Below are 12,871 nucleotides of genomic sequence, written 5' to 3' on the forward strand. Positions count from 1 at the left end.
GCTGTACACGCTTCTCAACTGACAGTGATCGTCACGGGGAGTGACCTCCAGGTCAACTCCATCGACGTCACAGGCAGTAACTGTTCACCCAGAGTGACTATCGACGACCGACGGCGACGGTCACGGACGGTGGCACCGCCTCCTGCGCACAGCGTCGCAGAGCTGCACCCGCTGCGGTCGGCGGCCCACCGGACGGCGGACGGCCCAGGACCGCGGATCTTCCCGCGTGCAGTACCGTCGGAGCCGCACCTGAGAACCGACGTCCTTCAACCTCCGTCCTGTGAGGCGGGGAAGGAGTCAGTGAGTCACGAGCATGGCTGAAGCACGCCCCACCACCGGTTCCACCACCGAGGTCCCCGCCGCGCACGCGGCGACCGTCCTCGACGCCGCGGAGATCTCCCGCGCGCTGACCCGCATCGCCCACGAGCTGCTGGAGCGCAACAAGGGACCCGAGGGCCTCGTGCTCATGGGGATCCCGCGCCGCGGCACCCACCTCGCGCGGCGCCTCGCCCAGCGGCTGGCCCAGGTCGAGCCCGGCTTCGACGCCGTCGCCTGCACCGGCTCGCTCGACGTGACGATGCACCGCGACGACCTGCGCCGGAACCCCACCCGCGCCCCCGAGCCCACCACGCTGCCCGCTGCCGGCATCGACGGCACCACGGTGGTCCTCGTCGACGACGTCCTCTACTCCGGACGCACCGTCCGCGCCGCCCTGGACGCCCTGTCCGACCTGGGCCGTCCCCGCGCCGTCCGGCTGGCGGTGCTGGTCGACAGGGGGCACCGCGAGCTCCCGATCCGCGCCGACCACGTGGGCAAGAACCTGCCCACGTCCACCTCCGAGCGGGTGTTCGTGCGGCTGGAGGAGACCGACGGCGCCGACGAGGTGGTCATCGAGTCGAGCCCCTCGACCACCGGGGACGCCGCGTGAGGCACCTGCTCTCCGCCGCCGACCTGTCCCGCGAGCAGGCCGTGCGCCTGCTCGACGTGGCCGAGCAGATGGCCGCCACCCAGCAGCGGGAGATCAAGAAGCTGCCCGCGCTGCGCGGCCGCACGGTGGTCAACCTCTTCTTCGAGGACTCCACCCGCACCCGCCTCAGCTTCGAGACCGCTGCCAAGCGCCTCTCGGCCGACGTCATCACCTTCTCCGCCAAGGGCTCCAGCGTCTCCAAGGGCGAGAGCCTCAAGGACACGGCGCTGACGCTGCAGGCGATGGGCGCCGACGCCGTGGTCATCCGCCACGCCTCCTCCGGCGCCCCGCACCGCCTCGCGGAGAAGGGGTGGACCTCCGGAGCGGTGCTCAACGCCGGCGACGGCACCCACGAGCACCCGACCCAGGCGCTCCTGGACGCGTTCACGCTGCGCCGCCACCTCGTGGGCGGTGGTGAGCTGGGTGCTGCTGCGGGGGCGGACCTGGCCGGGCGGCGCGTCGTCGTCGTCGGTGACGTCCTGCACAGCCGGGTGGCCCGCTCCAACGTGCGCCTCCTGCACACCCTCGGCGCCCGCGTGACGCTCGTGGCCCCGCCCACGCTGCTGCCGCTGGGCGTGGAGACCTGGCCGTGCGAGGTCTCCTACGACCTCGACGCCGCGCTGGAGCAGGCGCCCGACGCGGTGATGGCCCTGCGCGTGCAGCTGGAGCGCATGAACGCCGCGTACTTCCCCTCGGCCCGGGAGTACTCGCGCCGCTACGGGGTGACGGCGGAACGGATGGCCGCCCTCGCAGCGCTGACACCGAACCCCCAGCTGCTGCACCCCGGGCCCATGAACCGCGGCCTGGAGATCACCGCCGAGGCCGCCGACGGGCCGCGCTCCCGCGTGGTCGAGCAGGTGACCAACGGCGTGGCGGTGCGGATGGCCGCGCTCTACCTGCTGCTCGCCGGAGAAGAGGACTGATGGAGACCACCCTCATCACGGGTGCCCGCCCGTTCGGCGGCGAGCCCGCGGACCTGCTGCTGCGCGACGGCACCATCGCGGAGACCGGCGCCGCCGGGTCCCTGACCGCCCCCGACGGCGCGCGCACCGTCCAGGCCGAGGGCCTCATCGCCCTTCCGGGCCTCGTGGACCTGCACACCCACCTGCGCGAGCCGGGCCGCGAGGACGCCGAGACCGTCGAGACCGGCACGCGCGCCGCCGCGCTCGGCGGCTTCACCGCGGTGCACGCCATGGCCAACACCGCACCGGTCGCCGACACCGCCGGTGTGGTCGAGCAGGTGTGGCGGCTGGGCCGCCAGGCCGGCTGGTGCGACGTGCGCCCCGTCGGCGCCGTGACGATCGGCCTCGCGGGCGAGCGCCTCGCCGAGCTGGGCGCCATGGCCGACTCCGCCGCCGGCGTGCGCGTCTTCTCCGACGACGGCAAGTGCGTCTTCGACGCCGTCCTCATGCGCCGCGCGCTGGAGTACGTCAAGGCGTTCGACGGCGTCGTCGCCCAGCACGCCCAGGAGCCGCGCCTCACCGAGGGGGCGCAGATGAACGAGTCGGCGCTGTCCGGCGTGCTCGGCCTGCGCGGCTGGCCCGCGGTCGCCGAGGAGGCGGTCATCGCCCGCGACGTGCTGCTCGCCGGTCACGTCGGCTCCCGGCTGCACGTCTGCCACGTCTCCACCGCCGGGTCCGTCGAGATCGTGCGGTGGGCCAAGGAGCGCGGCGTCGACGTCACCGCCGAGGTCACCCCCCACCACCTCCTCCTCACCGACGAGCTGGTCCGCGGGTACGACCCCGTCTACAAGGTCAACCCGCCGCTGCGGTCCGACGACGACGTGCGCGCGCTGCGCGCCGGCGTGGCCGACGGCACCATCGACGTCGTCGCCACCGACCACGCCCCCCACCCCGTGGAGGACAAGGACTGCGAGTGGTCCGCCGCCGCCATGGGCATGACCGGCCTGGAGACGGCCCTGTCCGTGGTGGTGCAGGCCCTCGTCGAGCCCGGCCACCTCGACTGGGCCGGCGTCGCGCGCGTCATGTCGCAGACCCCCTCCCGCATCGGCCGCGTGGCGGGCCAGGGCGGGGGGCTCGCCACCGGAGACCCGGCCCACGTGGTCCTGCTCGACCCGACCGCGCGCTGGACCGTCGACCCGGCCGCCATGGCCACCAAGGGCCGCAACAGCCCCTTCGCCGGCCGCGAGCTGCCCGGCCGCGTGGTGGCGACCTTCTACGGCGGGCACCCCACCGTGCTCGACGGCGCCCTGGCCACCCCGCGTCCCGCCACCGGCCTCGACGCGCAGGGGGACTCGTGGACCAGGTGATCGCGGGCCTCGTGCTGCTGGCCCTCGTCCCCGTCATCTGGTGGCTCATGCTCCGCGCCTGGCGCCGCCGCGCCGCGCAGCAGGCCGCCGGGACCGGCGACCTGCCGGCCCTGTCCGCCCCCGCCCCGCTGCCGGCCGGTGCGGGCGAGCAGTGGGTGGGCAGCGACGCCGACGGCCTCACGACCGGCACCGCGACCGACCCGGCTGCGGCTGACCGGGCCGCCCGCACGGTGACCGGCACCTACGTCTCCACGGTCGTCTCCGGCCGCCCCTTCGAGCGCGTCACCGCGCACGGCCTGGGCAGCCGCAGCCTCGTGGAGCTGGAGGCCGTCTCGGCCGACCCGCAGGCCCCCCACCAGGCGGCCCTGCTGCTGCGCCGACCCGGCGCAGCCTCGTTCTCGATCCCCGCCGCAGACCTCGTGCGCGTGACCCGCGCCCGGGGCCAGGCGGGCAAGGTGATGTTCGGCAAGGAGGACCTCGTCGTGGTGACCTGGCGGCTCGGTGGAGCAGGCGGAACGGAGGTGGACAGCGCCGTGCGGACCAAGCCGCAGCAGGACGCAGACCGCCTCGTCGCCCTGGTGGAGGGCCTCATCCCCTCCGCCGGGCAGAAGACCCCCGGGAAGGACGCCGCATGAGCACCACCACGACGACGGACAGCGCCGCGCTGCTGCTGCTGGAGGACGGCCGCGCCTTCACCGGCCAGGCCTACGGGGCCCTCGGTGAGACCGTCGGCGAGGCGGTCTTCTGCACCGCCATGACCGGCTACCAGGAGACCATCACCGACCCCAGCTACCACCGCCAGGTGGTGGTCATGACCGCGCCGCACATCGGCAACACCGGCTGGAACGACGAGGACGACGAGTCCGCCCGCATCTGGGTGGCCGGCTTCGTCGTCCGCGACCCCGCCCGCCGCGCCTCCAGCTGGCGCTCGCGCCGCGAGCTCGAGCAGGAGCTGGTCTCCCAGGGGGTGGTGGGGATCTCCGGCGTCGACACCCGCGCGCTGACCCGCCACCTGCGCGAGCGCGGCGCCATGCGCGTCGGCGTCTTCTCCGGCCCGGCCCTGACCGGCGCCTCGCGCGAGCAGCTGCTGGAGCGCGTCCGCACCGGGGCGCAGATGAGCGGCGCCGACCTCGCCGGCCAGGTGAGCACCGCCGACGCCTACGTCGTCCCCGCGATCGGCGACAAGCGCCTCACGGTGGCGGCGGTCGACCTGGGCATCAAGTCCAACACCCCCCGCGAGCTGGCCAGGCGCGGCGCCGAGGTCCACGTGCTCCCCGCGCTGGCCACCCTCGAGGACGTGCTCGCCGTCAGCCCGGACGGCGTCTTCTTCTCCAACGGCCCGGGGGACCCCAGCGCCGCCACCCACGAGGTCGAGCTGCTGCAGCAGGTGCTCGAGCGCAAGATCCCGTTCTTCGGGATCTGCTACGGCAACCAGCTGCTGGGACGCGCGCTCGGCCTGGGCACCTACAAGCTGCGCTACGGCCACCGCGGTGTGAACCAGCCGGTGCTCGACAGGTCCACGGGGCGCGTGGAGGTCACCGCCCACAACCACGGCTTCGCCGTGGACGCCCCGCTCGAGGGCTCCACCACCACCCCGTTCGGGCAGGTGGAGGTCAGCCACGTCGGCCTCAACGACGGCGTGGTCGAGGGGCTGCGCGTCACCGGCGCCCCGGCCTTCTCGGTGCAGTACCACCCGGAGGCCGCCGCCGGTCCGCACGACGCGAACTACCTGTTCGACAGGTTCGTCGCGCTCGTCGCCGACCCGGGCGCGCCCCTGCCGCCGCTGCTGAACGCGCCCAAGCCGACCAGCTCCACCACCGGCGGCGACGGCGACCCCGTCCAGCCCGCCACGAGCCACGAGAAGGGCGACCGCTGATGCCGCGCCGCGAAGACCTGCACTCCGTCCTCGTCATCGGTTCCGGCCCGATCGTCATCGGCCAGGCCGCGGAGTTCGACTACTCGGGGACCCAGGCGTGCCGCGTGCTGCGCGCCGAGGGCCTGCGCGTGGTCCTCGTCAACTCCAACCCGGCGACGATCATGACGGACCCGGAGGTCGCCGACGCCACGTACGTCGAGCCGATCACCTCCGAGGTCATCGAGGCGATCATCGCCAAGGAGCGCCCCGACGCGGTGCTCGCGACCCTCGGCGGGCAGACCGCGCTCAACGCGGCCATCGCGCTGCACGAGAGCGGCGTGCTGGCCAAGTACGACTGCGAGCTCATCGGCGCCGACGTCCCCGCCATCCAGCTGGGCGAGGACCGCCAGGCCTTCAAGGGCGTGGTGGAGCGCTGCGGCGCCGAGAGCGCCCGCAGCCGCACCGCCCACTCCATGGAGGAGTGCCTCGAGGTCGCCGCCGAGCTGGGGTACCCGCTCGTCGTCAGGCCGTCCTTCACCATGGGCGGCCTCGGCTCGGGCTTCGCCCACGACGAGGCCGACCTGCGCCGCATCGCCGGGGCGGGCCTGCACGCCAGCCCCACCACCGAGGTGCTCCTGGAGGAGTCGATCCTCGGCTGGAAGGAGTACGAGCTCGAGCTCATGCGCGACCACGCCGACAACGTCGTGGTCGTCTGCTCGATCGAGAACTTCGACCCCATGGGCGTGCACACCGGTGACTCGATCACGGTGGCGCCGGCCATGACGCTCACCGACCGCGAGTACCAGCGCATGCGCGACGTCGGCATCGCCGTCATCCGCGAGGTCGGCGTCGACACCGGCGGCTGCAACATCCAGTTCGCGATCAACCCGGCCGACGGCCGCATGATCGTCATCGAGATGAACCCGCGCGTCTCGCGCTCCTCGGCGCTGGCGTCCAAGGCGACGGGCTTCCCCATCGCCAAGATCGCCGCGAAGCTCGCCGTGGGGTACAGCCTCGACGAGGTCGCGAACGACATCACCCGCAAGACCCCGGCGAGCTTCGAGCCGACGCTCGACTACGTCGTGGTCAAGGTGCCCCGCTTCGCCTTCGAGAAGTTCCCCGCCGCGGACGCCTCCCTCACGACGACGATGAAGAGCGTCGGCGAGGCGATGGCCATCGGCAGGTCCTTCCCCGAGGCGCTGCAGAAGGCGCTGCGGTCGGTGGAGCAGCGCGGCGCGACGTTCTCCTGGGGCGGCGCGGCTCCCACGTCCGCCGAGGTCGACGCGCTCCTGGAGAAGGCGAAGGTCCCGACCGACGGCCGGATCGTGACCGCGCAGCAGGCGCTGCGCGGCGGCGCCAGCGTCGAGCGCGTCCACGAGGCCACCAAGATCGACCCGTGGTTCCTCGACCAGATGCTGCTCATCGAGGAGGTGGCCGCGAAGGTCGCCGCGGCTCCCGAGGTCGACGAAGCGCTGCTGCGCACGGCCAAGAAGCACGGCTTCTCCGACGCCCAGCTCGCCCAGCTGCGCGGCCTGACCGAGCCCGAGGTGCGCGCTCTGCGCCACCGCCTCGGCGTGAGGCCGGTCTTCAAGACCGTCGACACCTGCGCCGCGGAGTTCGCCGCGCAGACGCCGTACCACTACTCGGCCTACGAGAGCACCTCCGAGGGCGAGTCCGAGGTGGTCGCGAGCGAGCGCCGCAAGGTGGTCGTCCTCGGCTCGGGCCCCAACCGCATCGGCCAGGGCGTGGAGTTCGACTACTCCTGCGTCCACGCCGTCATGGCGCTGCGCGACGCCGGCTTCGAGGCCGTGCTCGTCAACTGCAACCCGGAGACGGTCTCCACCGACTACGACACCTCCGACCGGCTCTACTTCGAGCCGCTCACCCTGGAGGACGTGCTCGAGGTCCTCCACGCGGAGGCCGCCTCCGGCGAGCTCGTCGGCGTCATCGCCACCCTCGGCGGCCAGACCCCGCTCGGTCTCGCGGCGCAGCTCGAGGCCGAGGGGATCCCGGTGCTCGGCACCACCCCGGCCGCCATCGACCTCGCCGAGGACCGCGGCGAGTTCGGCCGCGTGCTGGCGCAGGCGGGGCTGCGGGCCCCGCAGTTCGGCACCGCCACCTCGGTGGAGCAGGCCCGCGCCGTCGCCGAGGAGATCGGCTTCCCGGTGCTCGTGCGGCCCAGCTACGTGCTCGGCGGGCGCGGCATGCAGATCGTCTACGACGAGGGCTCCCTGGAGGAGTACGTCCGACGCGCCACCGTCGCCAGCCCCGACCACCCCGTGCTGGTGGACAGGTTCCTCGACGACGCCGTGGAGATCGACGTCGACGCCCTCTTCGACGGCACCGACGTCTACCTGGGCGGCGTCATGGAGCACATCGAGGAGGCCGGGGTCCACTCCGGTGACTCCGCCTGCGTGCTCCCGCCGGTCACCCTGGGCTCCTCGGTGCTGGCGCGGGTGCGCGAGGCCACCGAGGGCATCGCCCGCGGCGTCGGGGTGCGCGGGCTGCTCAACGTGCAGTTCGCACTCGCCTCCGACGTGCTCTACGTGCTCGAGGCCAACCCGCGCGCCAGCCGCACGGTGCCGTTCGTGGCCAAGGCGACCGGCGTCGCCCTGGCCAAGGCCGCGGCGCGCATCGCCGTGGGGGCCACCATCGCCGAGCTGCGCGCCGAGGGCCTGCTGCCCGCCACCGGTGACGGCGGCGACCTGCCCGCCGACTCACCCATCTCCGTCAAGGAGGCGGTGCTGCCGTTCAAGCGCTTCCTCACCCCGGACGGGCTCGTCGTCGACAGCCTGCTCGGCCCGGAGATGCGCTCGACCGGCGAGGTCATGGGCATCGACGTCGACTTCCCCTCGGCGTTCGCCAAGAGCCAGGCCGCCGCGTACGGCGGGCTGCCGCTGTCCGGCACGGTGTTCGTCTCCGTGGCCGACCCCGACAAGCGCGCCGTGATCTTCCCCGTGAAGCGCCTGGTGGACCTCGGGTTCCGCGTGCTGGCCACCGAGGGCACCGCGATGATGCTGCGGCGCAACGGCGTGGCCAGCACGGTGGTGCGCAAGCACTCCTCGGGCACCGGTGCCGACGGCGAGCCGACCGTGGTGGAGCGGATCCTCGCGGGCGAGGTCGACCTCGTGATCAACACGCCCAGTGCAGGGGAGTCCTCGACGGCCGCGGGTGCCCGCGCTGACGGGTACGAGATCCGGGCGGCCACCGCCGCGATGGACGTGCCGGTGTTCACCACGGTGCAGCAGCTGGCGGCGGCAGCAGCCGCCATCGACACCGCCCACGCCGCCCGCGCGGCGGGCGAGCCGGTGCGGGTCCGCTCGCTGCAGGAGCACGCCGAGTACCTCAAGACCACCCGGTGAGCAGCCCGGTGAGCTGGCCCGCGGGCGTGCAGGAAGCGGCCGAGGTCGTCTCCGCACGCCCCGTGGGCGCGTACACGCACCTCGTGCTGCGCGCTCCCGAGGCGGCCCGGCGCGCGCAGCCGGGCCAGTTCGTGGCCTGCGGCACCGGCGACTCCGGCATGCTCCTGCGCCGCTCGCTGTCGCTGCACGCCGCCGACCCCGAGGCGGGCACGCTGGAGGTGGTCGTCGCGGCGGCCGGGCCGGGCACGCGGCTGCTGGCCGCCAAGCGCCCCGGTGACGTGGTCTCCACCACGGCGCCGCTGGGGCGCCCGTTCCCGCTTCCTGCTCCAGGAACCCCCGCGGTGGTCATCGGCGGTGGCTACGGGGCGGCGCCGCTGCCCTGGCTGGCGCGGGTGCTCACCACCGGAGGGTCGCGCGTGGTGGGGATCGTCGGCGCGGCGAGCGCTGACCGGCTGCTCGGCACGAGCGCCGTCGACGACGCCACCGCGCTGGACGGGATCGCCGACGCCGTGGTCGTCACGACCGACGACGGGTCCCTGGGAGCCCCCGGCCGCGTCACCGACGCCCTGCCCGAGGTGCTGCTGGAGCTGAGCGAGCTCGGGGAACCGGCCGTCTACGCGTGCGGCCCGATGCCCATGCTCCGCTCGGTCCACACCACCACCCGCGAGGTGCTGGGGGAGCGGGCGCAGACCTGGCTTGCGGTGGAGGAGTCCATGGCCTGCGGCGTCGGCGTCTGCATGACCTGCGTGCTGCCCGTGGTCGACCTCGACGACGACGACACTCCGACGCGCATGCTGCGGGCCTGCACCGCCGGCCCGGTCTTCGACGGCGACGCTCTGCGCTGGGACGCCATCGGCGCCGCGCCGCACCTGCGGGGCGGGGCCCTCGTCCCCGACGACGCCGTCGGCGCGCCCGTCGTCGGCAGGGCCGGAGGCCACTGATGAGCACCCCCTCCGCGCCTGCCACCTCCGCGACCGAGGAGGTCGCGCACGCCGCCGTGGACCTGTCCACGTCCATCGGGTCCTTCCACCTGCCGGCGCCCACGATGACGGCCTCCGGGTGCGCCGCCGCCGGTGCCGAGCTGGCGCCCTACCTGGACCTGTCGGCGCTCGGCGCCGTCGTCACCAAGTCGGTGCTGCGCGAGCCGCGCTCGGGCCGGGCCACCCCGCGCATGGCCGAGACCCCGTCGGGGATGCTCAACAGCATCGGGCTGCAGGGCCCGGGCATCGACGCCTTCCTCGAGCACGACCTGCCGGTGCTGGCGCAGGCCGGCGCGCGCGTGGTCGTCTCCATCGCCGGGGGAGACCCCGAGGAGTTCGGGGAGCTGGCCGGCCGCCTGGCGGCCCTGGGTCCCGACAGCCCGGTGGGCGCGATCGAGGTCAACATCTCCTGCCCGAACGTGGCCAACCGCGGCCTGGTGTTCGCGTGCGACCCCGGCGCCTCCCGCGCGGTGCTCGAGGCCGTCAGCGGCGCAGTGGCCTCCGCGGCCAGCGCCAGCGGACACCCGGCGCTGCCCGTGCTGGCCAAGCTCAGCCCCGACGTCACCGACCTCGTGGCCGTGGCGCGGGCCTGCACCGACGGCGGGGCGACGGGCCTCACGGCCATCAACACCACGCTCGGCATGGTCATCGACCCGGTGACGCTGCGCCCGCAGCTCGCGGGGGTGACCGGCGGCACCTCCGGCCCGGCGATCCGGCCCATCGCCGTGCGCTGCATCTGGCAGCTCACCGCCGCCAAGCGCGCGGGGGTCCTGCCCGACGTGCCCGTGGTGGGCGCGGGCGGCGTGGCCAGCGGCGCCGACGCGCTGCAGCTCATCGCCGTCGGCGCCTGCGCCGTGCAGGTCGGGACGGCGACCTTCGCCGACCCCTCGGCGCCCGCCCGCGTGGCCCGGGAGCTGGAGGCGGAGCTGGCCCGGCGCGGGGTCGCGCGCCTGGCCGACGTGATCGGCATCGCCCACGAGCCCGGGAGGGGCCCTCGATGAGCCACCAGAGCGACCAGCCGGTCCGGCAGCCGGTCCGGGAGCAGGGCCAGCAGCGCGCGGGGCGACCGGAGTCGTTCGGTGTGCGGCTCGCCGCCGCCATGGACGCCCACGGCCCGCTCTGCGTGGGTATCGACCCCTCTGCGGCCCTCCTGGGCGCCTGGGGCCTGTCCGACGACGTCAGCGGCCTGGAGCGGTTCTCCCGGACCGTCGTGGAGGCCGTGGCGGGCTCCTGCGCGGCGGTCAAGCCGCAGGCGGCGTTCTTCGAGCGCCACGGCAGCCGCGGCGTGGCCGTCCTGGAGCAGGTGGTCGCCGATGCCCGGGCCGCCGGGGTGCTGTGCGTCGTGGACGCCAAGCGGGGGGACATCGGCTCGACGATGGCCGCCTACGCCGACGCGTTCGCCGGGGAGGGCTCGCCCCTCGCCGGGGACGCCGTGACGGCCTCCCCGTTCCTGGGCTTCGGGTCGCTGGACCCGCTGCTGGCGGTGGCCGAGCGCACCGGCCGCGGCGTGTTCGTCCTCGCGCTGACCTCCAACCCCGAGGGCGCGTCCGTGCAGCACGCCCGCGGCGACGGCGGGGTGGCCGTCGCCGCGGCCGTGGCCCGCGCCGCCGCGCAGCGCAACGCCGCAGCTCAGGCCGCTGGTGACCCGCTCGGGTCCGTGGGGCTCGTGGTGGGCGCGACCACGGGCGACGCCGCCTCGCGCCTGGCGGTGGACCTCGCCGCGGTGCACGGCCCGCTGCTCGCCCCGGGCATCGGAGCGCAGGGGGCGGGCCCGGCTGACCTGGCCCGCGTCTTCGGCTCCGCGCGTCGCGCCGTGCTCGCGTCCTCCAGCCGGGAGGTGCTCGGCGCCGGACCCTCGGTGCGGGCCCTCCAGGAAGCCGCTGTACGGTCGGCCGACGCCTGCCGGGCTGCTCTGCGTGACGCCGAGTGAGCCCCCCGGCGTTGCTCTGACCAGGTGACGTGGCTAGGTTTCCCACCAGGGTCGGCGCCGAGCCCCCGTGGTGAGGCTGCTGATCGCGACGTGACCGCCACGTGTACGACTGATCAGACCTCCTTTCCCGACGACGTTCAGAGGTGACTGTCCGTGCCGCTCCCGAACCTGACCCCCGAGCAGCGTGCTGCAGCCCTGGAGAAGGCCGCTGCCGCCCGTCGTGAGCGCGCGGAGGTGAAGAACCGCCTCAAGCACTCCCAGGGCGACCTCGGCGACGTGATCCGCGAGGGCCAGGAGAACGACGTCGTCGGCAAGATGAAGGTCTCCGCCCTCCTCGAGGCCCTCCCGGGCGTGGGCAAGGTCCGCGCGGCGAAGGTCATGGAGGAGATCGGCATCTCCGAGACCCGTCGCGTGCGCGGTCTGGGCGCCAACCAGATCAGCGCCCTCATCGAGCGCTTCGGCCGCTGAGCTCGCAGCAGGCCACCGGCCCGGTCCGGACGACGCCCCAGCGGCTGGTCGTCCTGGCCGGGCCGACGGCTGTCGGCAAGGGCACCGTCGCCGCTGACGTCCGCGCCCGCTACCCGCAGGTGTGGCTGTCGGTCTCGGCGACCACCCGCGCGCCCCGGCCGGGCGAGGTGGACGGCGTGCACTACCTCTTCACCAGCGAGGCCGACTTCGACGCGCTGGTCCAGGAGGGGCAGATGCTCGAGTGGGCGGTGGTCCACGGCCGGCACCGCTACGGCACCCCCCGCGGCCCGGTGGAGCGCGCCCTGACGGCCGGCACGCCGGTGCTGCTGGAGATCGACCTGCAGGGTGCCCGTCAGGTGAAGGCCGTCATGCCCGACGCTCACTTCGTCTTCCTGGCCCCTCCCAGCTGGGAGGAGCTCGAGCGCCGCCTGGTCGGTCGCGGCACCGAGGGACCCGAGGAGCGGGAGCGCCGCTTGTCGACCGCACGGGTGGAGCTCGCCGCCGAGGGGGAGTTCGACACCACGATCGTGAACGACGACGTCAGCCGAGCTGCTGACGAGCTCGTATCATGGATGGGTCTGGGTCCGCTCACCCGCCGCTGACCGCCTCCGGCTATCGCCGCTGGCTCGAGGTCGCGTCGCGCGGCCCGCCCAGGATTCGACCGCCGATCTGGAAGGACACCCGTGTCCGGCACCGCCGCTGCCCCCGAGGGCATCACCAACCCGCCCATCGACGACCTCCTCGAGGCCGCTGACGGCTCCAAGTACGGGCTGGTCATCTACGCCGCCAAGCGCGCGCGCCAGATCAACGCCTACTACTCCCAGCTCGGCGAGGGCCTGCTCGAGTACGTCGGCCCGCTCGTGGAGACCCACGTGCAGGAGAAGCCGCTGAGCGTGGCGCTGCGCGAGATCGACGCCGGCCTGCTCACCATCCGCCCGGTCAGCGCCGAGGAGGCCGCCGCCGAGGCCGCGGCCGTCGCGCCGTCGGACCCGTTCGCGGCCCCCGCGGACGACGCGCGCGGCTTCTGAGCCACCCCGCCA

12 protein-coding genes are annotated in these 12,871 nt (G+C 74.4%); all 12 read left to right on the top strand.

Annotated features, from left to right (window positions below; genetic code table 11):
- Positions 1-313 precede the first annotated feature (313 nt).
- Positions 314-928, top strand: a complete 615-nt coding sequence (pyrR, locus tag FMM08_RS03925; protein ID WP_147925049.1) for a bifunctional pyr operon transcriptional regulator/uracil phosphoribosyltransferase PyrR — start codon at positions 314-316, stop codon at positions 926-928.
- Complete coding sequence (locus FMM08_RS03930; RefSeq protein ID WP_147925050.1) at positions 925-1,890, top strand: aspartate carbamoyltransferase catalytic subunit; 966 nt, start codon at positions 925-927, stop codon at positions 1,888-1,890. The genes pyrR and FMM08_RS03930 overlap by 4 nt, the downstream gene beginning before the upstream one ends.
- Positions 1,890-3,236, top strand: a complete 1,347-nt coding sequence (locus FMM08_RS03935) for a dihydroorotase (RefSeq protein WP_147925051.1) — start codon at positions 1,890-1,892, stop codon at positions 3,234-3,236. The genes FMM08_RS03930 and FMM08_RS03935 overlap by 1 nt, the downstream gene beginning before the upstream one ends.
- Positions 3,224-3,871, top strand: a complete 648-nt coding sequence (locus FMM08_RS03940) for a PH-like domain-containing protein (protein WP_147925052.1) — start codon at positions 3,224-3,226, stop codon at positions 3,869-3,871. Before FMM08_RS03935 ends, FMM08_RS03940 begins: the two co-directional genes overlap by 13 nt.
- Positions 3,868-5,112, top strand: coding sequence for a glutamine-hydrolyzing carbamoyl-phosphate synthase small subunit (carA, locus tag FMM08_RS03945; RefSeq protein ID WP_147925053.1), 1,245 nt, complete (start codon positions 3,868-3,870; stop codon positions 5,110-5,112). The genes FMM08_RS03940 and carA overlap by 4 nt, the downstream gene beginning before the upstream one ends.
- Positions 5,112-8,453 carry a carbamoyl-phosphate synthase large subunit gene (gene carB, locus FMM08_RS03950; RefSeq protein ID WP_147925054.1) on the top strand — a complete coding sequence of 1,114 codons (3,342 nt, stop codon included), beginning with the start codon at positions 5,112-5,114 and terminating at the stop codon, positions 8,451-8,453. The genes carA and carB overlap by 1 nt, the downstream gene beginning before the upstream one ends.
- On the top strand, positions 8,450-9,394 hold the full coding sequence (locus tag FMM08_RS03955; RefSeq protein ID WP_222710383.1) for a dihydroorotate dehydrogenase electron transfer subunit: 945 nt from the start codon (positions 8,450-8,452) through the stop codon (positions 9,392-9,394). The genes carB and FMM08_RS03955 overlap by 4 nt, the downstream gene beginning before the upstream one ends.
- The gene (locus FMM08_RS03960; protein ID WP_147925055.1) at positions 9,394-10,434 is read left to right on the top strand and encodes a dihydroorotate dehydrogenase; all 1,041 of its coding nucleotides are present in this window, start codon (positions 9,394-9,396) and stop codon (positions 10,432-10,434) included. Before FMM08_RS03955 ends, FMM08_RS03960 begins: the two co-directional genes overlap by 1 nt.
- Positions 10,431-11,363 (top strand): orotidine-5'-phosphate decarboxylase, encoded by a 933-nt coding sequence (pyrF, locus tag FMM08_RS03965; RefSeq protein WP_147925056.1) that lies wholly within the window; start codon positions 10,431-10,433, stop codon positions 11,361-11,363. The genes FMM08_RS03960 and pyrF overlap by 4 nt, the downstream gene beginning before the upstream one ends.
- 153 nt (positions 11,364-11,516) lie before the next feature.
- On the top strand, positions 11,517-11,831 hold the full coding sequence (gene mihF, locus FMM08_RS03970; protein WP_147925057.1) for an integration host factor, actinobacterial type: 315 nt from the start codon (positions 11,517-11,519) through the stop codon (positions 11,829-11,831).
- Positions 11,828-12,433, top strand: a complete 606-nt coding sequence (gene gmk, locus FMM08_RS03975; protein ID WP_147925058.1) for a guanylate kinase — start codon at positions 11,828-11,830, stop codon at positions 12,431-12,433. The genes mihF and gmk overlap by 4 nt, the downstream gene beginning before the upstream one ends.
- Before the next feature lie 81 nt (positions 12,434-12,514).
- The gene (gene rpoZ / locus FMM08_RS03980) at positions 12,515-12,859 is read left to right on the top strand and encodes a DNA-directed RNA polymerase subunit omega (protein WP_147925059.1); all 345 of its coding nucleotides are present in this window, start codon (positions 12,515-12,517) and stop codon (positions 12,857-12,859) included.
- The last annotated feature ends 12 nt before the right edge of the window (positions 12,860-12,871 follow it).

The organism is Quadrisphaera setariae (genome assembly GCF_008041935.1).
Taxonomy (GTDB): domain Bacteria; phylum Actinomycetota; class Actinomycetes; order Actinomycetales; family Quadrisphaeraceae; genus Quadrisphaera; species Quadrisphaera setariae.

What these genes read in the sequence shown, in the direction of transcription:
- carB (WP_147925054.1), top strand. Translation starts at nt 5,112, where the DNA reads ATGCCGCGCCGCGAAGACCTGCACTCCGTCCTCGTCATCGGTTCCGGC.
- FMM08_RS03935 (WP_147925051.1), top strand. Translation starts at nt 1,890, where the DNA reads ATGGAGACCACCCTCATCACGGGTGCCCGCCCGTTCGGCGGCGAGCCC.
- pyrF (WP_147925056.1), top strand. Translation starts at nt 10,431, where the DNA reads ATGAGCCACCAGAGCGACCAGCCGGTCCGGCAGCCGGTCCGGGAGCAG.
- FMM08_RS03960 (WP_147925055.1), top strand. Translation starts at nt 9,394, where the DNA reads ATGAGCACCCCCTCCGCGCCTGCCACCTCCGCGACCGAGGAGGTCGCG.
- pyrR (WP_147925049.1), top strand. Translation starts at nt 314, where the DNA reads ATGGCTGAAGCACGCCCCACCACCGGTTCCACCACCGAGGTCCCCGCC.
- carA (WP_147925053.1), top strand. Translation starts at nt 3,868, where the DNA reads ATGAGCACCACCACGACGACGGACAGCGCCGCGCTGCTGCTGCTGGAG.